The sequence below is a fragment of the Streptomyces sp. NBC_01197 genome, assembly GCF_036010505.1.
In the GTDB taxonomy this organism is placed as follows: domain Bacteria; phylum Actinomycetota; class Actinomycetes; order Streptomycetales; family Streptomycetaceae; genus Streptomyces.
Genome location: NZ_CP108569.1, coordinates 6,321,569 through 6,345,178, shown reverse-complemented (window position 1 = coordinate 6,345,178; position 23,610 = coordinate 6,321,569). Strand labels below are relative to the sequence as shown.

Sequence of the window (23,610 nt, the reverse complement as noted above, 5' to 3'; positions counted from 1 at the left end):
TATGACCACCCTGCAGAGCGTCCCGGCCCTCGGGACGCACCCGGCCTCCGGCTCCCTTCCGAGCCGCGCCGAGACTCGGGAGCAGCTTTCCAAGGCGACGTACGACCTCCTGGTGATCGGCGGCGGAATCCTGGGCATCTCCACCGCCTGGCACGCCGCGCAGTCCGGGCTGCGGGTGGCCCTGGTGGATGCCGGTGACTTCGCCGGCGCCACTTCGTCCGCTTCCTCCAAGCTTCTGCACGGCGGCCTCCGCTACCTCCAGACGGGGGCCGTGAAGCTGGTCGCGGAGAACCACTTCGAGCGCCGCGCCGTCTCCCGTGACGTGGCCCCGCACCTGGCCAACCCGCTGACGTTCTACCTGCCGGTGTACAAGGGCGGACCGCACGGCGCGGCCAAGCTCGGTGCGGGCGTCTTCGCCTACTCCGCGCTCTCCGCCTTCGGCGACGGTGTCGGCCACGTCATCTCCGCGGCGAAGGCGCAGCGCGATGTGCCCGAGCTGCGGACCGACAACCTCAAGGCCGTCGCGGTCTACGGCGACGACCAGATGAACGACTCCCGGATGGCCCTGATGACGGTGCGCGCCGCCGTGGAGTCAGGTGCCACCGTGCTCAACCACGCCGAGGTCACCGGGCTGCGCTTCACGAGGGGCCGGGTGACCGGCGCGGAGCTCAAGGACCGTCTCGACGGCAGCGAGTTCGGCGTCAGCGCCCGGCTCGTACTGAACGCCACCGGCCCGTGGGTCGACCACCTGCGCAAGCTGGAGGACCCGAACGCCGCGCCCTCCATCCGGCTCTCCAAGGGCGCGCACCTGGTGCTCAAGCGCACCGCGCCCTGGCGTGCCGCGCTGGCCACGCCGATCGACAAGTACCGGATCACCTTCGCCCTCCCGTGGGAGGACCAGCTGCTGCTCGGCACGACCGACGAGGAGTACGAGGGCGACCCCGCCGATGTCTCGGTCAACGAGAAGGACATCACGCAGATCCTGGACGAGGCCGCCTTCTCCGTACGGGACCAGCAGCTCTCACGTGATCTGATCACGTACTCCTTCGCCGGACTCCGGGTGCTGCCCGGCGGCCCCGGTGACACCTCGAAGGCCAAGCGCGAGACGGTCGTCACCGAGGGGCGCGGCGGGATGCTGTCGGTGGCGGGCGGCAAGTGGACGACCTTCCGGCACATCGGCCGTACGGTCATGAACAAGCTGGCCGCGCTGCCCGGCCACCCGCTCGGCGACGACATGGAGCCGATCTCGCACCTGCCGAAGAAGCAGCCGCTGCCCGGCATCGCCAACCCGCACGCGGTCGCGCACCGGCTGCTGGTGGACGGCGGGGAGCCGGGGCCGCGGATGGCGGCGGACACAGCCCGCCATCTGGCGACGCACTACGGCTCGCTCTCCTTCGACATCGCGCGGCTGGCGAACGAGGACCCGGCGCTGGCCGAGCGGGTCCACCCGGACGCCCCGGAGATATGGGCGCAGGTCGTCTACGCACGCGACCACGAGTGGGCCGAGACGGCCGACGACGTGCTGCGCCGCCGTACGACGCTGACCATCCGGGGCCTGGCCACGGACGACGTCCGGGCGAAGGTCGAGGACGTGCTCGGCGAGAAGTAGCGACTGCGCCGCGGTGAGAACGGCACAGCGGTGAGGGGCGGTCCTGACGGGCCGCCCCTCCCTCGTGTCACCCGGTTGCCCCGTCCGGCAGTCGTCTCAGGGCGAGACCTCCTCCAGCCGCCGCCCCGCCGTCTCCTCCGCGCCGACCACCGCGACGGCGGCGCCCGCCAGGGCCACCGCTCCCAGCACCACGAAGACCGGGGAGACACGGCCCCCGGCGTACACCATGCCGACGGCGATGGGGCCGAGGATCACTCCGAGCCGGTTCATCGCGCCGCCCATGCTGCTGCCCAGGGCCCGCATCCGGGTCGGGAAGAGTTCCGGTGTGTAGAGGTAGAGGCAGATGTTGGAGCCGAAGAAGAAGACCGCGGCGAGCGAGGTCCACACCAGTACCTGGACCGGGGTCCGGGCGCCGAGGTACGCGAGTACGAAGAGCATCACGGCGGCTCCGGACAGGCAGACGGTGATGACGCGCCTGCGTCCGGCGCTGTCCACGGTGAGGGCCGCGGCCAGACAGCCCGCGAGTCCCGCGCAGGCCGTGACGGTCGAGTAGAGGAGCGCGTCGGAGAGCGAGAGGCCGTAGCGGTTCTGGTAGATCGTCGGCAGCCAGGACGTGATGCCGTAGTTGACGAAGTAGCCGGTGAACCAGAGGGCGCCGATCACCAGGGTGCGGCGGCGGTAGCGGCCGGTGAACAGCCCGCGCAGACCGCTCACCCCGGCTTCCGGGACCGCTTCGGGCGCCGGGCCCGCCCGGTCGGCCGGCGGGTCGGTGACGGGTGGCAGCGGCTGCCCGGTGGCGCGCTGGACCGCGGCCTCGATCCTGGTCATCACATCGGCCGCCTCCTGGACCCTGCCGTGTTCGGCGAGCCAGCGCGGGGACTCCGGTACGGCGCGCTGCACCAGGACGCACAGCACCCCGGGCACTGCGGCCAGCACATACATCCAGCGCCAGCCGAGCAGCGGCACCACCCAGGCGGCGACCAGCGCGCCCACGGTGAGTCCGGCCGGGAAGACCAGTTCGTAGAGCAGGACGAACCGCCCCCGCCGGTGGCTGCGGGTGATCTCGGCGATGAAGGTGGCGGCCACCGGGACCTCGCCGCCGATGGCCAGTCCCTGGACGAAGCGCACTGCCATGAAGGCGCCGGGCGACTGGGTCGCGGCCAGGGCGAGGTTGGCGAGGCTGGAGACGGCCACGCACAGGGCGATGACCTTGACGCGGCCGATCCGGTCGGCGAGTCGGCCGGAGAGCACCGCACCGATCAGCATCCCGACCGAGCCGACGGTGAGCAGCCAGGTGGAGGCGGAATCGGTCAGGTGCCACTCGTGGCGCAGCTGGGGCATCGCGTACGCGATCAGCAGCTGGTCGAACGCCTCGAAGAAGGTGACGGCGCCCACGATGAGCCGGACGGTGACATGCCAGCGGCTCATCGGGAGCCGTTCGAAACGGGCGGCGACGGCCGCCCGGACCGCTCGGTCCGCTGAAGCGTCGATCGTCATATGCAGGGTCCTCCGACTCCACGGCTGAGGGGCGAGGGCGAGGCGAGAAGAACGCGGTGTCCCACGGGGGTTGTCCGCAACCCGGACTGTGAAGCGCGTTAGGCCAAAGTTTCTTAGCGCTTAAGTTGTATCGCCTGCTTACCGGACGACGTCAAGGGTCTGCACAGGTAAATCACCAAACAATTAGGGGTTGCGCCGAGATATTTAAGCCCTTAGATTTCTAGCTCTCACCCAAAGCAGCCCCCATCCAACCCGTTCAGCCAGGAGGCTCCCGTATGCCCCGGTCCCCTGCTGCCGAAGTACCCGACGAAGCGCTCGTGGCCGGCGTGTGGCGCCGCGGCGCCGGTGCCCCGGCCGAGACCGTCGACCCGGCCACCGGACAGGTGCTCGCCACCGTGCACGCCGTGACCCCGGCGGAGGTCGACGAAGCCGCCGAAGGCGCCGCCCGCGCCGCAGCCGACCCGGCCTGGCGCGCACTCCTCCCCCATCAGCGCGCCCGGCTGCTCCACCGGATCGCCGAGCTGACCGAGGGCGCGGCCGAACACCTCGCCGCGCTCCAGACCGCCGACACCGGCAAGGCCCTCACCGAGACCCGCGCCCTGGTGGCCAGCGCGGCCGGGACCTTCCGGTACACCGCCGCCGCGCTGGAGACCGCCGAGGAGGCGATCACCCCGTCGCGCGGCGACTACCTCACGATGAGCACCTTTGAGCCGATCGGCGTCGTCGGTGCGATCAACCCGTGGAACTCCCCGGTGGCCAGCGACGCGCAGAAGCTCGCACCCGCCCTCGCCGGGGGCAACGCGGTCCTGCTGAAGCCCGCCGAGTGGACCCCGCTGGTCTCGCTCGCGCTGGGCCGGCTGATCAGCCGCGCCCTCGGGGAACTCTCCCTGCCTGCCGGGCTGCTCTCGGTGCTCCCCGGGCGCGGCAGCATCGTGGGCGACGCCATCGTGCGCCATCCCCGTACCGGAAAGGTCAGCTTCACCGGCGGTACGGAAACCGGACGGACGATCGCGCACGCGGCGGCCGAGAAGCTCATGCCCGTCTCGCTGGAGCTCGGCGGCAAGTCACCGACCATCGTGCTTGCCGACGCCGACATCGAACAGGCCCTGGCCGGCGTCATGTTCGGTGTCTTCTCCTCCAGCGGGCAGTCCTGCATCGCCGGTTCGCGGCTCTTCGTGGCGCGTGAGATCTACGACGCATTCGTCGGCGAACTCGTCGAGCGCACCCGGAAACTGCGGGTCGGCCCCGGCACCGCGCCCGACACCCAGGTCGGACCGCTGGTGCACCACCGGCACCGGGACTCGGTCGCGGCCCGGGTCGACCTGGCGCGCGCCGAGGGTGCCCAGGTGCTCTGCGGCGGCTCGGTACCGCCGGGCGACGAGTACCGGGACGGCGCCTACTACCTGCCGACCGTCCTGGACGGCCTGGACAACTCCTCGCGCACCTGCCAGGAGGAGATCTTCGGACCGGTGCTCGCCGCGCTGCCGTTCGTCGACGAGGACGACCTCGTCCGGCGGGCCAACGCCTCGGTGTACGGGCTGGCCTGCGGCATCTGGACCCGTGACCACCGGGCCGCCTGGCGGATCGCCCGCCGGGTGGAGGCCGGCACCGTCTGGATCAACACCTACAAGCAGTTCAGCATCGCCACCCCCTTCGGCGGCCTCAAGGACAGCGGTCTCGGGCGGGAGAAGAGCCGCGACGGCATCCGCGCCTACCAGCGTCAGAAGTCCCTGTACTGGGGCACGTCGGACGCCCCCCTCCCCTGGTCCGCCGCGTAACCGCCGGTCGTCACAGCCCGTCTGGAGACAGTCATGCCCCAACCCCCCATCGCCCGGCTGCGGTCGCTGCGCAGCGTCGAGCTGTTCACCCCCGCTTTCACCGAGACCGCTGACTTCTACCAGGAGGTCTGGGGCCTGGAGAGCGTCGAGTCCGGCCCCGGTGCGCGCTGGCTGCGCGGCACCGGTACCGAGCACCACGTGCTGCACCTCACCCGCGCCGACCGCACCGGTCTCGGCCGGATCGCCTTCGCCGTGGCGACACCGGCCGATGTGGACGAGGCCGCCCGGCGGCTGCTCGCCCGTGGCATCACCCCGGTCGCGGGCCCGGGCCCCCTCGACCAGGTGGGCGGCGGCTACGGGCTGCGCTTCACCGACCCGGAACACCGGCTGATCGAGATAAGCGCCGAGGTCGAGGCGGTCGCACCGCGCGGCCGGGACGGCTCGGTGCCGGTCGGCGTCACCCACACCGTGCTCAACACCACCGACATCGACGCGTCCGTCGCCTTCTACCGCGACGTGCTCGGCCTGCGGGTCTCCGACTGGTCCGAGCACCAGATGGCGTTCCTGCGGTGCAACGCCGACCACCACTGCATTGCCTTCAACCAGGCTGAGTGGGCCTCGCTGAACCACGTGGCGTACGAGATGAGTTCGGTCGACCACTTCATGCGCGGGCTCGGCCGCCTGCGCCACCACGGCATCGTCCCGCAGTGGGGCCCCGGCCGGCACGGTCCGGGCGACAACACCTTCTCGTACTTCACCGACCCGTCGGGGCTCGTCTGCGAGTACACGTCGGAGGTCGCGCAGATCGTGGAGGACGCCTGGATCGCCCGGGTCTGGCGGCGGACCCCCGAACTGTCCGATCTCTGGGGCACGGCAGGACCGCCGTCGGCGGAGATCCGCGACCGGATGGCGGGCTCCCCCGACCCCGGCCCGCTCGCCGCCCCGGCCGCCCCCCGTGCCGGCGCCGACACAGCAGCCTCCGGCACCGGCACCACCGACACCGACACCGACACCGACACCGAGGAGATCCCGGTATGACCCGCAGCGTGGGACTCGTCGGCTGGGGTGCCATCGGCCGCACCGTGGGCACCGCACTCGCCGCAGGCGCCGTCGAAGGCGTCGAGCTGGTCTGTGTGGTGGACAACCGCGCGATCGGCGAAGCACCCGCCCCGCAGCTGACGTTCGACGAGGCGCTGGAGCGCTGCGATCTGATCGTGGAGGCGGCGGGCCAGGGCGTCGTACGGGAGTGGGCCGAGCGCATCCTGCGGTCCGGGACCGATCTGCTGATCGCCTCGACCGGGGCTCTCACCGACGAGGAGCTGGCCAAGCGGCTGCTGGACGCGGGTCCTGGCCGGGTGTACTTCACATCGGGCGCCGTCGGGGGCCTCGATCTGCTCCAGGCGGCCCGGGGGCTCGGACCGCTGAACGACGTACGGCTGACCACCACCAAACTGCCGTCCACGCTGGAACAGCCGTGGATGGACGAGGAGTTGCTGACCCGGATGCGGACGGCGACCGGTCCGGTCGAGGTCCTCTCGGGCACCGCGCGCGACATCCCGGTGAAATTCCCCAAGTCGACCAATGTGGCCGCTTCGGTGGCCCTCGCCGTGGGGGACCTGGACGCGGTACGGGTCCGGGTGGTCGCCGACCCGGGCGCCGACCGTACCCGTCATCTGATCGAGGCGGAGGGCCCGCAGGGGTCGTACCGCTTCGAGGTCGCGCACCTGCCGGACCCGGGCAATCCCGCCACCAGCCGGATCGTGCCGTACGCGGTGCTGCGCAGCATCGCGGCCGTCGCCGGGCGTACGGGGCAGATCCTGTGACCGCCGCACCGGCGGCCGCCCCGCATGTCACGGAGGCCGGGACCACGGGGCCGCTGCTGCTCTGCCTGCACGGCATCGGCTCCTCCTCCGCCGCCTTCGCCCCCCAGCTCGCGGAACTCTCCGCGTACGTCCGGGTGGTGGCCTGGGACGCGCCCGGCTACGCGGCATCCCCCGACCCGCAGGACCCGCTGACGCTCGACGGCTACGCGGACGCGGCGGCGGCGCTCATCGAGGAGCGCGGCGGCAGCGCCCATGTGCTGGGCGTCTCCTGGGGCGGGGTCATCGCACTGCGGCTGGCCGCCCGCCACCCCGGACTCGTCGCCTCGCTGATCGTCGCCGACTCCAGCGCCGGTTCGGGCGCCGACCCGGAGAAGGCGGCGGCGATGCGCGGACGGGCGGCGGAGCTCGCGGCCGCCGGGCCGCGTGCCTTCGCCGAGCAGCGCGGACCGCGCCTCGTCTCCGGAGCGGCGCCCGCTGACCTGGTGCGGCGGGTCGTCGACACCATGGCCGACGCCGTCCGGCTGCCCGGATACGGCTACGCGGCCGAGGCGATGGCAGCGGCCGACCTGCGTACCGATCTCACCGAGATCACCGCCCCCGCCCTGGTCATCTGCGGCGACCAGGACCAGGTCACCGGCGCCGAGGCGAGCCAGCTCATCGCGGGCTCCCTCCACAAGTCCGCCTACGTGATCGTCAAGGACGCCGGTCACCTGGCCAACCAGGAGCAGCCCCGGGCCTTCAACGCCTGGGTCCTCTCCCACCTCAGGATCACCGCACAGATCCCCGAATGACCACCCGAGCAGCAGCAACCACACCGAGAAGGAGCACGTCATGCCCGTCACCACCACCGAGTACGACAACGGCGGCGACCTCGCCGGCTACACCGACTCCCTGATCGCCACGAAGGACTCCCGCGAGCCCGACTGGGACACCCTGGCGTTCCAGGCCAAGGCCGGTGACCAGTACCGGCGCGCGCAGATCCGCTACGTCGGATCCGGCGCGACCGGCAACCACGACAGCGACAACAGGATCCTGCCGTCCGGCGGCTTCACCTTCTCCAACATGCTGCTGCCGCCCGGCGCCGAGGGCCCCGAGCACACCCACCACGACGTAGAGGAGGCCTTCTTCGTCCTGGAGGGCAAGGTCCGCGTCGGGATCCACCGCGGGGACAACGAGGTGGAGTACCGCACGCTCGGCTACCGCGACATGATCGTGGTCCCGGCCGGTGTGGCGCGTTCGCTGAAGAACGAGGGCGACGCCGACGCGCTGTTCTGCGTCGTCATCGGCACCCAGAAGCCGCAGGTCCCGACCTACCCCGAGCACTCGCCGATGCACGGCGTGACCCGCGACTGATGCGCACTGTCGTCATCACCGGCGCCGGCCGTGGCCTGGGACTGGCCATGGCCCGCCGGGCGGGCCGGGACGGCTTCCGGGCGGTGGTCGCCGAACTGGACCGGGAACGCGGCGAATCGGCGGTCCGCGAGCTGCGCGACGAGGGTCTGGACGCCCACTTCGTACGGTGCGACGTGGCGGACCCCGCGTCGGTCGACGCCCTCGCGTCGGCCGTCGCGCCGCTCGGCCCGCTGCACGGTCTCGTCAACAACGCGGCGCTCGCCAACGGCGTGGGCGGCAAGGAGTTCCAGGACATCACCGTCGAGGAGTGGGACCGGCTGATGGCCGTCAACGCCCGCTCACCCTGGCTGGTCTCCCGTGCGCTGCTGCCCCAGCTGCTTGCGCACGGCGACGGCGGGCGCATCGTCCACCTCGCGTCCGACGCCGCCCTGTACGGCTCTGTACGGCTCGCCCACTACGTCACGTCCAAGGGCGCCGTGATCGCGCTCACCCGGGCGATGGCCAGGGAACTCGGCGACCGGGGCATCACCGTGAACGCGGTGGCGCCCGGCATCACCGAGGGCGAGGCCACCGAGTCCGTACCGGCCGAGCGCCATGAGCTGTACCGCGCCAACCGGGCCATCTCACGCCCGCAGCGCCCCGACGATCTGCTGGGGCTCGTCTCGTACCTGCTGGGCGCCGAGTCCCGTTACCTCACCGGACAGGTGATCGCCGTCAACGGCGGCTTCACCATGAACTGACCATCGGAGCAACTGATATGGATCTGGGCCTCGCCGACCGCACCGTACTGGTGACCGGCGGCAGCTCGGGCGTCGGCCTGGCCACGGTCCGCGCCCTCCTCGACGAAGGCGCCAACGTCGCCACCTGCGGCCGTGACGCGGACCGGCTCGCGGCGGCCGCCGCAGGTCTCGGCGCAGGCGGCGACCGGCTGCTCACCGGTGTCTGCGACGTCCGGGACGCCGAAGCGGTCCGCCGCTTCACCGAGCGTACGGCTGAGCACTTCGGGGCGCTGGACGGGCTCGTCAACAACGCCGGCCAGTCGCGGATGAAGAACTTCGCCGAGAGCACGGCGGAGGACTGGCGGGACGAGCTGGAGCTGAAGTTCGCCGGTGTCCTCAACCCGCTGCACGCGGCGCTCGCCCTGCTGCGTGCCTCGCCGGTCGCCTCGGTCGTCAACATCAACGCGGTACTCGCCAAGCAGCCCGAACCCCGGCTCATCACCACCAGCGCCGCCCGCGCCGGGATCCTCAACCTCTCCAAGTCCCTTTCGCAGGAGCTGGCCCCGGACGGCATCCGGGTCAACTCCGTCTGTCTGGGGCTGGTCGACACCGGGCAGTGGACCCGCCGCCACGCGTCGTCCGGCACCTCACTGCCGTACGAGCGGTGGCAGGCGGAGCTGGCCGCCGACCGCGGGATCTCGCTAGGCCGGCTCGGCCGTGCCGATGAGGTCGCCTACGCGGTGGTGGCCCTGCTCTCACCCCGCGCCTCGTACATCACCGGCACCGGCATCGACGTCTGCGGCGGCGTCGGCCGCTCCATCCTCTGAGGAGACCACCATGCGTTACACCACCGGAGGCGATCTCCTCGTCGCCGTCCTGCGTGAACTCGGCATCGACACGGTCTTCGGCATCGTCAGCGTGCACAATCTGCCGCTGGTCGAGGCCGTCGACCGGGAGCTGCGCTTCGTGCCCGTGCGGCACGAGGCCACCGCTGTCAGCGCCGCCGACGCCTACGGCCGGGCGCGCGGCTCGATCGGCTGCGCGCTCACCTCCACGGGCACCGGCGCGGGCAACGCGGCCGGCTCGCTCATCGAGTCGCTCAGCTCGGGCACCGCGGTCCTGCACGTCACCGGGCAGATCGACAGCGCCTACCTGGGCAGCGGGCGCGGTTTCATCCATGAGACCAAAAACCAGCTCTCGATGCTGCGTGCGGTCTCCGCGTACGCCGCCACCGTCACATCGGCCGATGACGCGGGCCGGCTGCTGCGCGAGGCGGCCCGCGCCGCGCTGACCGCTCCGGGCGGGCCCGGCAGCGTCGAGTGGCCGGTGGATCTCCAGTACGCGGCGCAGACCGACACCGGTGCGGCGCCCGCCGATGGCCCGCACCCGGTGCCCGACGCGGCCGAACTCGCCGCCGCCGCGGCGCTGCTGGCGTCAGCGCGGCGCCCGCTGATCTGGGCGGGCGGCGGGGCGACCGGGGCCGGGCCGGAACTCACGGCGCTGCTCGCGGCGACCGGCGCGGGCCTGCTGACGTCCAACTCGGGGCGGGGAGCTGTGCCGGAGGACCACCCGGCGGTCATCGGCAACTTCGCCACCACGCCCGCGGTGCGCGCCCTGCTCGCCGACGCGGACGTACTGCTCACCATCGGCACGCACTTCAGGTCCAACGAGACCGCCGACTACACCCTCACGCTGCCGGCGGCCCACATCCAGCTCGATATCGACCCGGCCGCACCGGGCCGCGTCTACCCGGCGCGCCACGCCCTGCACGGGCGCGCGGCCGAGGTACTGGAGTCCCTGCTGCCGTACGCGCGCCGGGCGGAGCCGGACTGGACGGCGCGGGTCACGTCCGTACGCGAGGAGGTACGGGCCCTGCTGCACGATTCCATCGGCCCGCAGGCCGCGGTCTGCGACGCGCTGCGGGCGGTGCTGCCCCGCGAGGCGGTCGTCGCCCGCGATGTCACCATCGCCTCCAGCAGCTGGGGCAACCGGCTGCTCGACATGTACGACCCACGGTCCAATGTCTTCCCGCGCGGCGGCGGCATCGGACAGGGCCTCGGGATGGGCATAGGGGCGGCGCTCGCCCGGCCGGACACCCCCACCGTGGTGCTGGCCGGCGACGGCGGCCTCGCGGTCCACCTCGGCGAGCTGCTCACCCTCGCCCAGGAGCGCCCGGCCCTGACCCTTGTCGTGTTCAACGACGGCGGCTACGGCGTGCTCCGCAACATGCAGGACCGCTACAGCGAGCGGCGGTCCGGGGTCGATCTCACCACTCCCGACTTCGAGCGGCTGGCAGGCGCCTGTGGCCTCCCGTACGCCCGGATAGCCGCCGCCGAGCACGCGCACCCGGTGCTCGAACACGCGGTGGCGTCCGGCGGGCCTGTGCTCGTCGAGGTCGACCTGGCCGAACTCGGCCCGATGAAGAACCCGTTCACCCCGCCCGTCACGATCCCCACGGCGTAGGGAGGCCACCATGGACACGACCGGAGAATCCCGGCTCGAACTTCTTGTCCGCACCATGACCCTGGAGGCCGAGGGTGTCCTCTCGGTCGGTCTCGCCCACCCGGACGGCAAGCCGCTGCCGCCCTGGGAGCCCGGCGCCCATCTCGACCTGGAGGTCGGCGGGCTGACCCGGCAGTACTCGCTCTGCGGGGACCCGCACGACCTGTCCGCCTACCGCATCGGCGTACTCGACGAGCCGTCGTCGCGCGGCGGTTCACGGTATGTGCACACCAGGCTGCGCCCCGGTCAGCGGGTCACCGCCGCCGGGCCGAGGAACCACTTCGCGCTGGAGGAGGCGGAGCGCTACGTCTTCATCGCGGGCGGCATCGGCATCACCCCGATCCTGCCGATGGCCCGGGAGGCCGGGCGCCGGTCCGTTCCGTACACCCTGGTGCACGGCGGCCGGACGCGGGCGTCCATGGCGTTCGGCTCCGAGCTGGCGGCGCTCGGCGGCGGGGACGTGCTCCGGCATCCGCAGGACGAGCTGGGGCACATCGACCTGGCGGCGGCGCTGGACGGCGTGGGCCGCGGCACGCTGGTGTACTGCTGCGGGCCCGAGCCGCTGCTCAACGCCGTGGAGGCGGTCTGCCCGGCCGGGCTGCTGCGGGTGGAGCGGTTCGCCGCACCGGCCGTCAAGCCGGCCGGGGACGACACGGCCTTCGAGGTGGAGTGCCGTGCGTCCGGCGTCACGGTCGCGGTCGGCGGCGGCACCTCCGTCCTGGCGGCCGTCGAGGCCGCGGGCATCCCGGTCGGCAGCTCCTGCCGGGACGGCATCTGCGGGACCTGCGAGACCCGGGTGCTCGAAGGCACCCCGGACCACCGGGACTTCGTACTCAGCGAGACCGAGCACGCGTCGAACGCGACCATGATGATCTGCGTGTCGCGCTGTGCATCGGGACGTCTCGTACTCGACCTCTGACGGTCTCTCCGCCGCGATGGGCGGTGGGGAGACCGCGAAACCCGAGACCGTGAACCCCCAGACCGTGAAACCCGAGACCGTGAAACCCCGAAACCCTCCTGGAGGCACTGTGACCACCGACTGGCCCTACCTGGACGTACATCAGTCACGCACCCATGAGCCCACGCCCTACGAGTACCGGCTGGCCTCGGCGCTCGAAGAGGTCTTCACCCACGAGGGCCATGAACTGGCCGACGTCGTACGGGGGCTCAACGCCCGCCAGGTGCACTCCCCCGACGGCGCCCCGTGGACCGAGCAGTCCTTCCGCGACGAGATCAACCGACTGGGAGCGTGACATGACCACTCTGACCGCCGACCACATCTACGCCACCGGCCTGCGCAACCAGTGGCACCCCGTCGTGCCCTCCCGTTTCGTGGCGCCGGGCGCGATGCGCAAGGTCACCGTGCTCGGTGAGGAGTGGCTGCTGTTCCGCCGCTCCGACTCGACGCTGAGCATGCTCGCCGACCGCTGTCCGCACCGCGGCGCGCCGCTCTCGCTGGGCAAGCACCTGGGCGACCGGGTCTCCTGCTGGTACCACGGGCTTGAGATCGAGACCGACGGCACGGTCTCATCGGTGCCGGGGCTGCCCGGCTGCAACCTGGAGGGCAAGAAGCTCGTCAGGAGCCTGCCGGTGCGCGAGGTGGGCGGGGCGGTGCTCGCGTACTTCGGCGACGAGGAGCACCCCGAGCCGGCGCCGCTGACGCTGCCGGAGCCGCTCACCGACCCGGGCACCGACTCGTTCCTCTGCTACGCGGAGTGGAACGGCCCCTGGCGGTACGCGGTGGAGAACCTGCTCGACCCGATGCACGGCGCGTTCCTGCACCACGAGTCGCACACGATGTTCGACGGCGACACCACGGCCAAGTTCCGCATCCGGGAGACCGGGCGGGGCTACTTCTTCGAGAAGACCGACCAGCGTGGCGTCAACTTCGACTGGGTCGAGCTGTGCAGGACCGGCGTCGACTGGGTCGACCTGTCGATCCCCTATCCCCCGTCGGCGGGCCCCGGCGGCCCGTTCGGCATCGTCGGGATGGTCTGCCCGGTGGACGAGAACCGTACGGGTGTCTTCTTCTGGCGCTACCGCAAGGTCGAGGGCTGGCAGCGGGACAGCTGGCGCTTCCTCTACCGGACGTTGATCGAGAAGCGCCACTGGGAGGTGCTCGAACAGGACCGGGTGATGCTGGAGGCCATGCCGGCCGACGCCGACCAGCGGGAGAACCTGTACCAGCACGACCTGGGCGTGGTCAGGCTCCGCCGGATGTACCGGGCGGAGGCCGAGGCTCAGGGCGCGGCACAGGTCCCGGCCCAGGCCCCGGCACCGCGTCACTGACCGCCGGGGGTGCCCTGCGCGCCGGCCGGGCCGGGGTCCGTGTCCGAGTCGGTGATGGACCGCTCAAGACGGGAGAGCAGCCGTGCCAGCTGACGGCACTCCGCGGGGGTGAGGCCGCCGAGCATCCGGCGTTCGTTGTCGAGATGCTCGGCGAACACCTCGTCCACCTTGGCGAGCCCGGCGTCGGTGAGGCGCGAGTAGACGACACGGCGGTCGTCGGCGTCGCGTTCCCGGACGATCAGGCCGTCCTTCTCCAGCCGGTCGATCCGCAGCGTCACCCCGGCCGAAGACACCAGACCCGAGTCGGCGAGCTGGCCGGCCGTCAGCCGGTAGGGCGCACCGGCCCTGCGCAGCGCGGTCAGTACGTCGAAGCCCGCCACCGAGAGCCCGTGCCGGTCGATCGCGGTGGTGAGTCTGGTGCTGTACCGCAGAAAGGTACGGTGCAGTCTGGCGAGGACCTCCAGGGGCGCGGTGTCCAGCTCGGGACGCTCCCTCGCCCAGTCCTCCACAATGGACGCGACAGCATCCTGATGTGCCCCCGCCGCCTTCTTCCCGGCCATGCGCCGCAGCCTCCCTGTCACCGCTCACAACGTCATACAAGGATGAAACCTTAGCCCTGAAATATGTCGGCCCGCACAGGTGTCTTACGGCCCGGTCCCGCGGGTTACCCGGACCCGCGTGCGCGAGAGGCCCCGGAGGCGCCATAATCAGCAGATACATCGGATGTCTGTTGAGGCGAGGTTCCCATGGCTGTGACCGACGAGGCCATCGAGAAGATCAAGGAAATGATCGTCTCGGGCGCACTGCGGCCAGGCGACCGGCTGCCCAAGGAGAGCGAACTCGCGTCGGAGCTCGGGCTCTCGCGCAACTCGCTGCGCGAGGCGGTGCGCGCGCTCTCGCTGATCCGCATCCTGGACGTGCGGCAGGGCGACGGCACGTACGTCACCAGTCTCGATCCCCAGCTGCTGCTCGAAGCGATGAGCTTCGTCGTGGATTTCCACCGGGACGACACCGTGCTGGAGTTCCTGGCCGTACGCCGCATCCTGGAGCCGGCCGCGACAGCGATGGCCGCGCACCGGATCGGCGAGGAGGAGCTGGAGACGCTCAGCGCCCAGCTGGACGCGCTCGGCCCGCAGCCCTCCGTGGAGGAACTGGTCGCCTGCGACCTGGAGTTCCACCGGGGCATCGTGCAGAGCTCGGGGAACTCGGTGCTCTGCTCACTGCTCGACAGCCTCTCCGGGCCCACCACCCGCGCCCGGGTGTGGCGGGGGCTGACCCAGGAGGACGCGGTGAGTCGTACGCTCCACGAGCACCGCGCCATCCTGACGGCGCTCAGGGACCGGGACGCCGAAGCGGCCCGGTCCTGGGCGACGGTGCACATCGCCAGCGTCGAGCAGTGGCTGCGCTCGACCCTGTGAGTACGGGGCTCCCGGGACCAGGCCGCCATGGCCCGGTTCCGGGAGCCCCGTCCTTGGAGCGGCGTCCCGGTGACGTGTCCTGAGACCCCGCCCCGGTGACGCGTCCCGGTGGCGCGTCAGTCCTGCTCCTCACCGCTCGCGAAGCGGGAGGCGATCAGCGCGATGATGATGATCGCGCCGTTGAGGAACGTCTCCCACTGGCCCGGCACCCCGGCGAGCGTCATCACATTGACCACCAGCTGAAGGGCGAGCACACCGGTGAGCGCGCCGAAGATGGTGCCCCGGCCGCCCTTCAGCCCGATGCCGCCGATGACTGCGGCTGCCATGACCTGGAAGATCATGTCCTTGCCCTGGGCGGCGCCGACCGAACCGTAGTGGCCGGTGTAGAGGATTCCGGCGAAGGCCGCGAGCAGTCCGCCGATCGCCAGCACGATCCAGGTGACCCGGTCCACCCGGATACCGGCCGCGCGGGCCGCTTCCGGGTTGCCGCCGATCGCGTACAGCGACCGGCCGTGCCGGGTCCAGGCCAGCGCGGCGCCGCCGATGGCGAACAGCGCCAGGCAGATCCAGACCGCGGCGGGGGCGCCGAGCCAGGAGGCCCTGCCCAGGTAGCTGAACGAGGACGGGACGTCGATGATCGACTTGCCCTCGGTGATCCCGATGTGAAGCCCGCGGAGCATCATCAGCATGCCCAGCGTCGCGATGAAGCCGTTGACGCGCAGCTTGAGCATCAGGAAGCCGTTGAACGCACCGATCGCCAGCCCCGCGAGCAGGCAGAGCGGGATCGCCGTCCAGGCAGGCAGCAGCCCGAGGCCGGTGAACCGGTCGCCCGACGAGGGCAGGACCAGCCACAGCGCGATGACCGGCGCGATACCGATCGTCGACTCCAGTGACAGGTCCATCCGCCCGCAGATCAGGATGAAGGCCTGGGCCAGTACCAGCAGGCTGAGTTCGGACGACTGCTGGATGACGTTGATCAGGTTCTGGGACGTCAGGAACACCGGCGAGACGATGAATCCGATCACCATCAGCACCAGGATCACCGGCACGAGCGAGAAGTCGCTCCAGCGGACCAGCGCCAGCCTGGCGCGTACCGGGCTCACCTGCCCCTTGGTCTCCTCGGCCGCTGCCGGCCGGATCGTGTCGGTCATGCCCGCTCCCCCACACCTTCCATGGCGGCGACCAGTTCCCCGTCCGTCCACCCACTGTCGTATTCGGCGACAACCCGCCCGTGGAAGAGCGCGACCACCCGGTCGCACACCCGCAGGTCGTCGAGTTCGTCGGAGATGATCACGGCGGCGTTGCCCCCGTCGGCGACCCGCCGCACCACGCCCAGGAGCGAGTCCTTGGACTTGATGTCCACACCGGCCGTCGGCCGTACCGCCACCAGCGTGCTGGGGTTACGGGCCAGCGCGCGGGCGACCACCACCTTCTGCTGGTTGCCCCCGGAGAGCCCTGAGACCTTCTGGTCGGGTCCGGTGGTCTTGATGTCCAGCGAGGAGATCATGGTCCTCGCGAACTCCCGGGTACGGGAGGGGAGTACGGACCCCCACGGCCCCAGCTGGTCGGCGACCGTCAGGGTGGCGTTCTCCGCCACACTGCGTTCCAGGACCAGGCCCTGGCGGTGCCGGTCCTCCGGGATGTAGCCGATCCCCGCGTTCAGGGCGTGCGGCACGCTGCCCGGTCTGACCTCGCGGCCCCGGACCGAGACCCGCCCGGAAGTCGCCTTGCGCATACCGACGAGCGTCTCGCCCAGCGCGGTGTTGCCGCTGGCCGCTGCGCCCGCGATACCGAGCACCTCACCGGGGTACACCTCGATGTCCAGTGGCTCGAACTCGCCGTCGACGGCGAGCCCTTCGGTCCGCAGGACGGGCCCGGCCGCCCCGGCCCCGGCCGCCGGCTTCGCACCGGAGGCCGCGTGCCAGGCCACCGGACCTGTCGCGGACTCGCCGGTCATAGCCGCGACCAGATCGGCCTTGCCCAGTTCGGCGACGGGCGCCGTCAGGACGTGCCGCGCGTCGCGGTAGACCGTGACCGCGGTGCACAGCTCGTACACCTCCTGGAGGTGGTGCGAGATGAAGAGGAACGCCACACCCTGGCTCTGGAGGTCCCTGAGTTTGGTGAACAGGCTCTGGATCCCCCGTGCGTCGAGCTGCGCGGTGGGTTCGTCGAGAATGATCAGCCGGGCCCCGAAGGACAGCGCGCGGGCGATCTCCACGAACTGCACCTGTTCGACGGAGAGGTCCTTCGCGCGGGTGCTGGGGTCGATGTTCACCCCGTACTCGGCGAGCAGCGCCGCGGCCCGCTTGCGCAGCCCGGACCAGCTGATCCAGCGGCCGCCCGCCGCACCGCGGCCGGTGCCGAAGTTGTTCAGGAAGAGGTTCTCGGCCACGGTGAGATCGGGGACGGCCATGGACTTCTGGTAGACGCAGGCGACCTTCGACTGCCAGGCCATGGTGTCGCCGAAGGCGGGCGCGGGTTCACCGCTGAAGGTGAGCGTCCCCGCGTCCGGCCGGTGGAGCCCGGTGATGACGCTGACGAGGGTGGACTTTCCGGCGCCGTTGCGCCCGACCAGGGCGTGCGACTCACCGGGCTGGACTGTCAGGCGGACATCGTCGAGTGCGACGGTGGGACCGAAGCGCTTGACGATGCCCTGCGCATGAACCGCGGGTGCATCGGGCATCGTCAGTTCTTCTTCCCCAGCTGATTGGCCCACAGCTTCGGGTCGTTCACGTTGGCCTTGGTCACGAGCGGCGCGGGGAGCTGGTCCTCATAGCCGTTCGGGATCTTGATGATGTTGGAGTTGTGGTCGGTCGGGCCCACCTTGAACTTCTTGCCGTCGACGGCCGCCTTGGCGTAGTACAGCGCGTACTTCGCGTAGAGGTCGGCGGGCTGGGAGATGGTGGCGTCGATCTTCCCGGCCTTGATCGCGTCGAACTCCTCCGGGATGCCGTCGTTGGAGATGATCGTGATGTGGCCCTTGGTGCCGGCCGGCTTCAGCAGCTTCTTCTGCTCCAGGAGCGCGAGTGTGGGCTGCAGGAAGACACCGCCCGCCTGCATGTAGATCCCGTTGATGTCGGGATTGGCGGCCAGCGTGGACTGGAGCTTGGCCGACGCGACATCGCCCTTCCAGTCGGTGGCCAGCTCGAAGAGCTTGATCTCGGGGAAGTCCTTGGTCATGCAGGACTTGAAGGCGACGGAGCGGTCCCGGCCGTTGATCGACGACAGGTCGCCCTGGAACTCGACGACCTTGCCCTTGCCCTTCAGCTGCTTCCCCAGGTACTTGCAGGCGTTCTCGCCGTACGCACGGTTGTCGGCGCGCACCACCATGTAGACGTCGCCCTTGTCGGGGCGGGTGTCGACGCTGATGACGGGGATCTTCTTCTGGTTGAGGTTCTGCAGCGTCGAGGCGATGGCCCCGGTGTCCTGCGGCGCCATCACGACGGCCTTGGCTCCCTGGTCGCTGAACGTCTGCACGTTGGCGACGAGCTTGCCGATGTCGTTCTGCGAGTTGGTCAGCGGGAGCGCCTTGACCTCGCCGGCCGCGACGCCCTTCTTGATGTACTGCTGGTAGGAGTTCCAGAAGTCGCTGTCGCTGCGCGGCAGGTCGATGCCGACTTTCTTGTCCTGCGAACCGCTGCCGGAGTCGCGGTTGCAGCCCGCGAGCGCAGTCACGGCCAGCAGTACGGCGCAGGCCGCCGCACTCGTTGTACGCACTCTCATTGGTGTCCCGTCCTTGATAGTGGCGCTTGATGCTCTGTCGGCCGTGCGGCCCGGTGTGCTCAGTGCGTCTTGTGCGGTGCGGTCAGTGCGTCCGCTCAGGCGGGGCGCAGGCGCAGTCCCTGCATTCCGCCGTCGACCGCGAGCGCCGTCCCGGTGACGGCCGCCGCCGCCGGGCTCGCGAGGTAGAGGACGGCCGCCGCCACCTCTTCGGCGGTGACCAGCCGGCCGGTGGGCTGGCGGGCGTTGAGCGCCGCGCGCTCGGCGGCCGGGTCGTCGGCCTGGCCGAGCAGCCGCCCGACCCACGGGGTGTCCGCGGTGCCGGGGTTGACGCAGTTGACCCGGATGCCCTCCCGTACGTGGTCGGCCGCCATCGCCAGGGTCAGCGAGAGGACCGCGCCCTTGCTGGCGCTGTAGAGGGCGCGCTGCGGCAGGCCGGCGGTCGCGGCGATCGAGCAGGTGTGGGTGACGGAGACGCAGCCGGGCCGATCGGCGGCCGAACGGCGCAGATGCGGCAGCGCGTGGCGGGCCGTGCGGACCATGCCGAGGACGTTGATGTCCAGGACCCGCTGCCACTCGTCGTCGGGGTTGTCGGCGACCGTGCCGACAGCGCCGATGCCCGCGTTGGACACCACCGTGTGCAGGGCGCCGAACTCGGCCGCCGCCGCGTCGACCGCCTCCCGTACCGCGCCGTCGTCGGTGACGTCCGCCTTGAGCGCGAGGGTGCCTTGCGGCGCTCCATCGGTCTCGCGGTCGAGTACGGCGACCCGGGCGCCGCGGGCGAGCAGCTCGGTGGCGATGGCGGCTCCGATGCCGGAAGCCCCGCCGGTGACCAGGGCGCCGAGCCCTTCGAAGTCGCGTGCAGTGGTCACGAGTTGACCTCCTCGGTGGTGCGGCGGGCCAGCCAGACGGGCCCGTCGGGGTAGCGGTGTGCGGCGAGGGAAGCGGGGTGCATACGGGCGGAGAAGCCCGGCGCGCTGGGCGCGCGGTAGCGTCCGCCCTCGATCACCGCGGGGTTGGTGAAGTGTTCGTGCAGATGGTCCACGTACTCGATGACGCGGTCGTCCTGGCTGCCCGAGACGGCGACGAAGTCGAACATCGCCAGGTGCTGGACCAGTTCGCACAGCCCGACGCCGCCCGCGTGCGGGCAGACCGGGACGCCGAACTTGGCGGCGAGCAGCAGGATCGCGAGGTTCTCGTTGACCCCGGCGACCCGGGCCGCGTCGATCTGCACGAAGTCGACGGCGCCCGCCTGGAGCAGCTGCTTGAAGACGACCCGGTTGGCGACGTGCTCGCCGGTGGCGACCTTCACCGGCTGTCCGGATCTGACCGCCGCGTGGCCGAGGATGTCGTCGGGGCTGGTCGGCTCCTCGATCCAGTGCGGGTCGTACGGGGCGAGCGCGTCCATCCACCGCAGCGCGTCCGCGACGTCCCAGCGCTGGTTGGCGTCCACGGCGACCCGGATGCCGGGGCCGACGGCCGCGCGGGCCAGCTTCATTCTGCGGACGTCGTCGTCCAGGTCGGCGCCGACCTTCAGCTTGATCTGCCCGAAGCCGGCGCCGACCGCCTCCTGGGCGAGCCGCACCAGCTTCTCGTCGGAGTAACCGAGCCAGCCGGGCGACGTGGTGTACGCGGGGTAGCCGTCGGCACGCAGCAGGGCGGCCCGTCCGGCGCGGCCCGGTTCGGCGGCCCGCAGGATGGCCAGCGCCTCGTCGGGGGTGAGGGCGTCGGTCAGATAGCGGAAGTCGACCAGGGAGACGAGCTCCTCCGGTGTCATTCCGCTCAGGAACTCCCAGACCGGCTTGCCGGCGGCGGTGGCGGCCAGGTCCCAGGCGGCGTTGATGACCGCGCCCGCCGCCATGTGCATCACCCCCTTCTCGGGGCCGAGCCAGCGCAGTTGCGAGTCATGAGTGAGGTCGTGGTGCAGCTCCGCGAGCCCGGCGGCCGTGAGCGGCGCGGGCCGCCCCTCCACATAGGGCCGCAGCGCTTCGATGGCGGCGGCGATGACGTCGTTGCCGCGCCCGATGGTGAAACAGAAGCCATGTCCCGCGACACCGCCCGGCACATCGGTGCTGAGCACCACATAGGCCGCTGAGTAGTCGGGGTCCGGGTTCATGGCGTCCGAGCCGTCGAGCTGTTCCGAGGTGGGGAATCGGATGTCGTGGACCTCGAACCCCGTGACGGTCGGACTCATCCACACTCCCTTGGTAAGAACCGTTAAGAACATCGGACCTTTAATTTGTCATCCGATGTATAGCCCCGCACATGCCATACCGTCCAGGGGTGGGACGAAATTTGCCGGTACAGCTCGGATGAATCGGTTCGATATGGGCAGACTGTCGGAACGGCTCGTCCAGCTGCCGTGACGCACGCCAGGCTGCCGCCGGGCTGCACAGAGGGGCGTGCAGAACGGCTGCGTCGGGGCACCCGGGAAGCCGTAAGGTTGGTGCGTTAGAGAAGAACTTCGGAGGGAGGCACTGGGTGATCGAGCTCGAGGGGGTTCCCGAGCTGATCGACCCGGTCATGGTGGCCGCGTTCGAGGGCTGGAACGACGCCGGCGACGCAGCCTCCACCGCGGTCGCCCATCTGGACCGGGAGTGGAAGGGCGAGGTGTTCGCGGCGCTCGACGCCGAGGACTACTACGACTTCCAGGTCAACCGGCCCACGGTGTGGCTGGACGGCGGGGTACGCAAGGTCACTTGGCCGACGACCCGGCTCTCCGTGATCCGGGTGACCGGCGACAAGCCCCGCGACCTGGTACTGGTCCGGGGGATCGAACCGTCCATGCGCTGGCGCTCGTTCTGCAACGAGATCCTGGGCTTCGCCCATGAGCTGGGCGTCGAGATGGTGGTGATCCTGGGCGCGCTGCTCGGCGACACCCCGCACACCAGGCCGGTGCCGGTCAGCGGAGTCACGTCGGACGCGGATCTGGCCAGGACGATGGACCTGGAGGAAACCCGGTACGAGGGTCCGACCGGCATCGTCGGCATCCTCCAGGAGGCGTGCACCCACGCCGGGGTGCCCGCGGTGAGCCTGTGGGCCGCCGTCCCGCACTATGTGTCGCAGCCGCCCAACCCGAAGGCGACGCTCGCCCTGCTGAACCGGCTGGAAGACCTGATCGATCTGCGGATCCCGCTGGGCGAACTGCCCGAGGACGCCCGGGCCTGGCAGGTCGGCGTGGACCAACTGGCCGCGGAGGACAGCGAGGTGGCGGAGTACGTCCAGACGCTGGAGGAGGCACGCGACACCGCGGAGCTCCCCGAGGCGTCCGGCGAGGCCATCGCGCGGGAGTTCGAGCGGTATCTGCGCCGCCGCGACGGCGGTCCAGGCCCGGGCCAGGCAGGCGGCGGACACGCCACGGACGGCGGCGAGGGCAGCAACTACCGGCGGGACAGCTCAGGCCCCGCCAGCCGCTCCAGGCCCCCGAAACCGCAGCGGCCCGACCCGGGCAACGAACCCGGGAACGACAAGCCGACGGATGACGAGGACGGCCCGGAGGACTCCCCCGAGGAGTGACCGGGGCCGTCCTGCCCGGCACGGCGCCCGGCGCTGTCCGGCACTGCGCCCGGCGGAACGAAATCGCCCCCGGACTCCGCTGTGGAGTCCGGGGGCTGTTGCTGCCCGGGGCCGTGGAACCCGAGGGCGGCAGGGAAAGAGCGGGCGCCCTTACAGGGCCACTCCGAGCAGGGCGTCAGCGGCGCGCGACACCAGGCCGGGCGCGCCCTCGTCCGTACCGCCGCCGGACTCCTGAAGAGCCGCCCAGCGATCGACCGCGCGCAGCGCGGCGGGCGCGTCGAGGTCGTCGGCGAGCGCCTGCCTGATCTCCTCGATCAGGGCGTCGGCGGACGGTCCGTCGGGCCGGGAGACAGCGGCGCGCCAGCGGCCGAGCCGCTCCACGGCCTCCTGGAGGACCTCGTCCGTCCAGTCCCAGTCCGAGCGGTAGTGGTGGGCCAGCAGGGCGAGCCGGATCGCGGCCGGGTCCACACCGTCGTGGCGCAGCTTCGACACGAAGACCAGGTTGCCCTTGGACTTGGACATCTTCTCGCCGTCCAGGCCGACCATGCCGGCGTGCACATAAGCCTGGGCGAACGGGTGCTCGCCGGTCAGCACCTGGGCGTGCGAGGCGCCCATCTCGTGGTGCGGGAAGGCGAGGTCGGAACCGCCGCCCTGGACGTCGAAGCCCATCCCGAGGTGGTCGAGGGCGATGGCCACGCACTCGATGTGCCAGCCCGGCCTGCCGGGGCCCAGGGAGGCGCCGTCCCAGCTCGGCTCGCCCTCGCGGGCACCCAGCCAGAGCATCGGGTCGAGCGGGTTCTTCTTGCCGGGCCGCTCGGGGTCGCCGCCGCGCTCGGCGGAGAGCAGCCGCATCGCCTCCGCGTCCAGGTTCGACACCTCGCCGAAGTGCGGGTCGCTCTCCACGGAGAAGTAGATGTCGTTGTCGAGTTCGTAGGCGGCACCGCAGTCCCGCAGCCGCTCGACGAGCGGCACGATGCCCGGTATGGCCTCGACCGCTCCGATGAAGTGCTTCGGCGGGAGCATCCGCAGCGCGGTCATGTCCTCGCGGAAGAGTGCCGTCTCGCGCTCCGCGAGCTCGGTCCAGTTCTCACCGTCGCGCAGGGCCCGCTCCAGCAGCGGATCGTCCACGTCGGTCACGTTCTGGACGTAGTGGACCTGCCTCTTGGTGTCGAGCCACACGCGCTGAACGAGGTCGAACGCGTTGTAGGTCGCCGCATGACCGATGTGCGTCGCGTCGTACGGCGTGATGCCGCAGACGTAGATGCGGGCGACGGGACCGGGGTCGAGGGTGACTCGTCCGCCGGTCGCGGTGGAGTGGATCTCAAGGTCGGCGCCCTTGCCGGGCAGGGCGGGAACCTCAGAAGCGGGCCAGGCATACATGTACAC

22 protein-coding genes are annotated in these 23,610 nt (G+C 71.2%); 14 read left to right on the top strand and 8 right to left on the bottom strand.

What is annotated here, in order from left to right; translation table 11 throughout:
- Nucleotide 1 precedes the first annotated feature (1 nt).
- Nucleotides 2–1,609, top strand: a complete 1,608-nt coding sequence (locus OG452_RS29170; RefSeq protein WP_327298541.1) for a glycerol-3-phosphate dehydrogenase/oxidase — start codon at nucleotides 2–4, stop codon at nucleotides 1,607–1,609.
- A gap of 96 nt (nucleotides 1,610–1,705) precedes the next feature.
- Here the strand turns inward: OG452_RS29170 and OG452_RS29165 are convergent, their stop codons facing one another.
- Nucleotides 1,706–3,106 carry an MFS transporter gene (locus tag OG452_RS29165; RefSeq protein ID WP_327298540.1) on the bottom strand — a complete coding sequence of 467 codons (1,401 nt, stop codon included), beginning with the start codon at nucleotides 3,104–3,106 and terminating at the stop codon, nucleotides 1,706–1,708.
- Between the two features lie 275 nt (nucleotides 3,107–3,381).
- Between OG452_RS29165 and OG452_RS29160 the strand changes: the two genes are divergently transcribed.
- The 11 genes from OG452_RS29160 (at nucleotide 3,382) to OG452_RS29110 (ending at nucleotide 13,570) form a co-directional block, all read left to right on the top strand.
- Nucleotides 3,382–4,884 (top strand): aldehyde dehydrogenase family protein, encoded by a 1,503-nt coding sequence (locus tag OG452_RS29160; protein ID WP_327298539.1) that lies wholly within the window; start codon nucleotides 3,382–3,384, stop codon nucleotides 4,882–4,884.
- Nucleotides 4,885–4,917: 33 nt separating this feature from the next.
- Nucleotides 4,918–5,922: a VOC family protein gene (locus OG452_RS29155; protein WP_327298538.1), complete on the top strand. Its 1,005-nt coding sequence runs from the start codon at nucleotides 4,918–4,920 to the stop codon at nucleotides 5,920–5,922.
- Entirely contained in the window at nucleotides 5,919–6,707 is a 789-nt protein-coding gene (locus OG452_RS29150) for an aspartate dehydrogenase domain-containing protein (RefSeq protein WP_327298537.1), read from the top strand. Before OG452_RS29155 ends, OG452_RS29150 begins: the two co-directional genes overlap by 4 nt.
- Nucleotides 6,704–7,498 carry an alpha/beta fold hydrolase gene (locus OG452_RS29145; RefSeq protein WP_327298536.1) on the top strand — a complete coding sequence of 265 codons (795 nt, stop codon included), beginning with the start codon at nucleotides 6,704–6,706 and terminating at the stop codon, nucleotides 7,496–7,498. The genes OG452_RS29150 and OG452_RS29145 overlap by 4 nt, the downstream gene beginning before the upstream one ends.
- 40 nt (nucleotides 7,499–7,538) lie before the next feature.
- Nucleotides 7,539–8,060, top strand: a complete 522-nt coding sequence (locus OG452_RS29140; RefSeq protein WP_327298535.1) for a cupin domain-containing protein — start codon at nucleotides 7,539–7,541, stop codon at nucleotides 8,058–8,060.
- Nucleotides 8,060–8,800, top strand: coding sequence for an SDR family oxidoreductase (locus OG452_RS29135; RefSeq protein ID WP_327298534.1), 741 nt, complete (start codon nucleotides 8,060–8,062; stop codon nucleotides 8,798–8,800). Before OG452_RS29140 ends, OG452_RS29135 begins: the two co-directional genes overlap by 1 nt.
- Nucleotides 8,801–8,817: 17 nt before the next feature.
- Complete coding sequence (locus tag OG452_RS29130) at nucleotides 8,818–9,606, top strand: SDR family oxidoreductase (RefSeq protein ID WP_327298533.1); 789 nt, start codon at nucleotides 8,818–8,820, stop codon at nucleotides 9,604–9,606.
- 10 nt (nucleotides 9,607–9,616) lie between these two features.
- Nucleotides 9,617–11,242: a thiamine pyrophosphate-binding protein gene (locus OG452_RS29125; RefSeq protein ID WP_327298532.1), complete on the top strand. Its 1,626-nt coding sequence runs from the start codon at nucleotides 9,617–9,619 to the stop codon at nucleotides 11,240–11,242.
- Between the two features lie 10 nt (nucleotides 11,243–11,252).
- Nucleotides 11,253–12,200 (top strand): PDR/VanB family oxidoreductase, encoded by a 948-nt coding sequence (locus OG452_RS29120; RefSeq protein ID WP_327298531.1) that lies wholly within the window; start codon nucleotides 11,253–11,255, stop codon nucleotides 12,198–12,200.
- Nucleotides 12,201–12,309: 109 nt separating this feature from the next.
- Nucleotides 12,310–12,534, top strand: a complete 225-nt coding sequence (locus OG452_RS29115; RefSeq protein ID WP_266858651.1) for a recombinase-like helix-turn-helix domain-containing protein — start codon at nucleotides 12,310–12,312, stop codon at nucleotides 12,532–12,534.
- A 1-nt stretch (nucleotide 12,535) separates the two neighbouring features.
- Nucleotides 12,536–13,570 (top strand): aromatic ring-hydroxylating dioxygenase subunit alpha, encoded by a 1,035-nt coding sequence (locus OG452_RS29110; protein ID WP_327298530.1) that lies wholly within the window; start codon nucleotides 12,536–12,538, stop codon nucleotides 13,568–13,570.
- On the opposite strand, the gene OG452_RS29105 is transcribed toward OG452_RS29110, so the two are convergent.
- A complete protein-coding gene (locus tag OG452_RS29105) occupies nucleotides 13,564–14,130 on the bottom strand; it encodes a MarR family winged helix-turn-helix transcriptional regulator (RefSeq protein ID WP_327298529.1) in 567 nt (188 codons plus the stop codon). The two genes, OG452_RS29110 and OG452_RS29105, sit on opposite strands and share 7 nt — an antisense overlap.
- A gap of 186 nt (nucleotides 14,131–14,316) precedes the next feature.
- Here OG452_RS29105 and OG452_RS29100 point away from each other — a divergent pair, with 186 nt between their 5' ends.
- A complete protein-coding gene (locus OG452_RS29100; RefSeq protein WP_327298528.1) occupies nucleotides 14,317–14,988 on the top strand; it encodes a FadR/GntR family transcriptional regulator in 672 nt (223 codons plus the stop codon).
- A 116-nt stretch (nucleotides 14,989–15,104) separates the two neighbouring features.
- Here the strand turns inward: OG452_RS29100 and OG452_RS29095 are convergent, their stop codons facing one another.
- The 5 genes from OG452_RS29095 to OG452_RS29075 all read right to left on the bottom strand — a co-directional run bounded on the left by OG452_RS29095 (nucleotide 15,105) and on the right by OG452_RS29075 (nucleotide 20,902).
- Nucleotides 15,105–16,139, bottom strand: a complete 1,035-nt coding sequence (locus OG452_RS29095) for an ABC transporter permease (RefSeq protein WP_327298527.1) — start codon at nucleotides 16,137–16,139, stop codon at nucleotides 15,105–15,107.
- Nucleotides 16,136–17,671, bottom strand: a complete 1,536-nt coding sequence (locus OG452_RS29090) for a sugar ABC transporter ATP-binding protein (RefSeq protein ID WP_327298526.1) — start codon at nucleotides 17,669–17,671, stop codon at nucleotides 16,136–16,138. The genes OG452_RS29095 and OG452_RS29090 overlap by 4 nt, the downstream gene beginning before the upstream one ends.
- Nucleotides 17,672–17,673: 2 nt before the next feature.
- Nucleotides 17,674–18,711: a sugar ABC transporter substrate-binding protein gene (locus OG452_RS29085; RefSeq protein ID WP_327298525.1), complete on the bottom strand. Its 1,038-nt coding sequence runs from the start codon at nucleotides 18,709–18,711 to the stop codon at nucleotides 17,674–17,676.
- 95 nt (nucleotides 18,712–18,806) lie between these two features.
- Nucleotides 18,807–19,580, bottom strand: coding sequence for an SDR family NAD(P)-dependent oxidoreductase (locus OG452_RS29080; RefSeq protein WP_327298524.1), 774 nt, complete (start codon nucleotides 19,578–19,580; stop codon nucleotides 18,807–18,809).
- Nucleotides 19,577–20,902 (bottom strand): enolase C-terminal domain-like protein, encoded by a 1,326-nt coding sequence (locus OG452_RS29075; RefSeq protein ID WP_327298523.1) that lies wholly within the window; start codon nucleotides 20,900–20,902, stop codon nucleotides 19,577–19,579. Before OG452_RS29075 ends, OG452_RS29080 begins: the two co-directional genes overlap by 4 nt.
- Nucleotides 20,903–21,189: 287 nt before the next feature.
- On the opposite strand from OG452_RS29075, the gene OG452_RS29070 reads away from it, so the two are divergent.
- A complete protein-coding gene (locus tag OG452_RS29070; RefSeq protein WP_327298522.1) occupies nucleotides 21,190–22,224 on the top strand; it encodes a PAC2 family protein in 1,035 nt (344 codons plus the stop codon).
- A 150-nt stretch (nucleotides 22,225–22,374) separates the two neighbouring features.
- On the opposite strand, the gene mshC is transcribed toward OG452_RS29070, so the two are convergent.
- Nucleotides 22,375–23,604 carry a cysteine--1-D-myo-inosityl 2-amino-2-deoxy-alpha-D-glucopyranoside ligase gene (mshC, locus tag OG452_RS29065; protein ID WP_327298521.1) on the bottom strand — a complete coding sequence of 410 codons (1,230 nt, stop codon included), beginning with the start codon at nucleotides 23,602–23,604 and terminating at the stop codon, nucleotides 22,375–22,377.
- Between the last annotated feature and the right edge of the window lie 6 nt (nucleotides 23,605–23,610).

Coding starts and splice junctions, on each gene's coding strand:
- OG452_RS29135 (WP_327298534.1), top strand. CDS start 8,060: ATGCGCACTGTCGTCATCACCGGCGCCGGCCGTGGCCTGGGACTGGCC.
- OG452_RS29155 (WP_327298538.1), top strand. CDS start 4,918: ATGCCCCAACCCCCCATCGCCCGGCTGCGGTCGCTGCGCAGCGTCGAG.
- OG452_RS29130 (WP_327298533.1), top strand. CDS start 8,818: ATGGATCTGGGCCTCGCCGACCGCACCGTACTGGTGACCGGCGGCAGC.
- mshC (WP_327298521.1), bottom strand. CDS start 23,604: ATGTATGCCTGGCCCGCTTCTGAGGTTCCCGCCCTGCCCGGCAAGGGC.
- OG452_RS29090 (WP_327298526.1), bottom strand. CDS start 17,671: ATGCCCGATGCACCCGCGGTTCATGCGCAGGGCATCGTCAAGCGCTTC.
- OG452_RS29110 (WP_327298530.1), top strand. CDS start 12,536: ATGACCACTCTGACCGCCGACCACATCTACGCCACCGGCCTGCGCAAC.
- OG452_RS29105 (WP_327298529.1), bottom strand. CDS start 14,130: ATGGCCGGGAAGAAGGCGGCGGGGGCACATCAGGATGCTGTCGCGTCC.
- OG452_RS29140 (WP_327298535.1), top strand. CDS start 7,539: ATGCCCGTCACCACCACCGAGTACGACAACGGCGGCGACCTCGCCGGC.
- OG452_RS29085 (WP_327298525.1), bottom strand. CDS start 18,711: ATGAGAGTGCGTACAACGAGTGCGGCGGCCTGCGCCGTACTGCTGGCC.
- OG452_RS29165 (WP_327298540.1), bottom strand. CDS start 3,106: ATGACGATCGACGCTTCAGCGGACCGAGCGGTCCGGGCGGCCGTCGCC.
- OG452_RS29075 (WP_327298523.1), bottom strand. CDS start 20,902: ATGAGTCCGACCGTCACGGGGTTCGAGGTCCACGACATCCGATTCCCC.
- OG452_RS29100 (WP_327298528.1), top strand. CDS start 14,317: ATGGCTGTGACCGACGAGGCCATCGAGAAGATCAAGGAAATGATCGTC.
- OG452_RS29160 (WP_327298539.1), top strand. CDS start 3,382: ATGCCCCGGTCCCCTGCTGCCGAAGTACCCGACGAAGCGCTCGTGGCC.
- OG452_RS29150 (WP_327298537.1), top strand. CDS start 5,919: ATGACCCGCAGCGTGGGACTCGTCGGCTGGGGTGCCATCGGCCGCACC.
- OG452_RS29170 (WP_327298541.1), top strand. CDS start 2: ATGACCACCCTGCAGAGCGTCCCGGCCCTCGGGACGCACCCGGCCTCC.
- OG452_RS29120 (WP_327298531.1), top strand. CDS start 11,253: ATGGACACGACCGGAGAATCCCGGCTCGAACTTCTTGTCCGCACCATG.
- OG452_RS29125 (WP_327298532.1), top strand. CDS start 9,617: ATGCGTTACACCACCGGAGGCGATCTCCTCGTCGCCGTCCTGCGTGAA.
- OG452_RS29095 (WP_327298527.1), bottom strand. CDS start 16,139: ATGACCGACACGATCCGGCCGGCAGCGGCCGAGGAGACCAAGGGGCAG.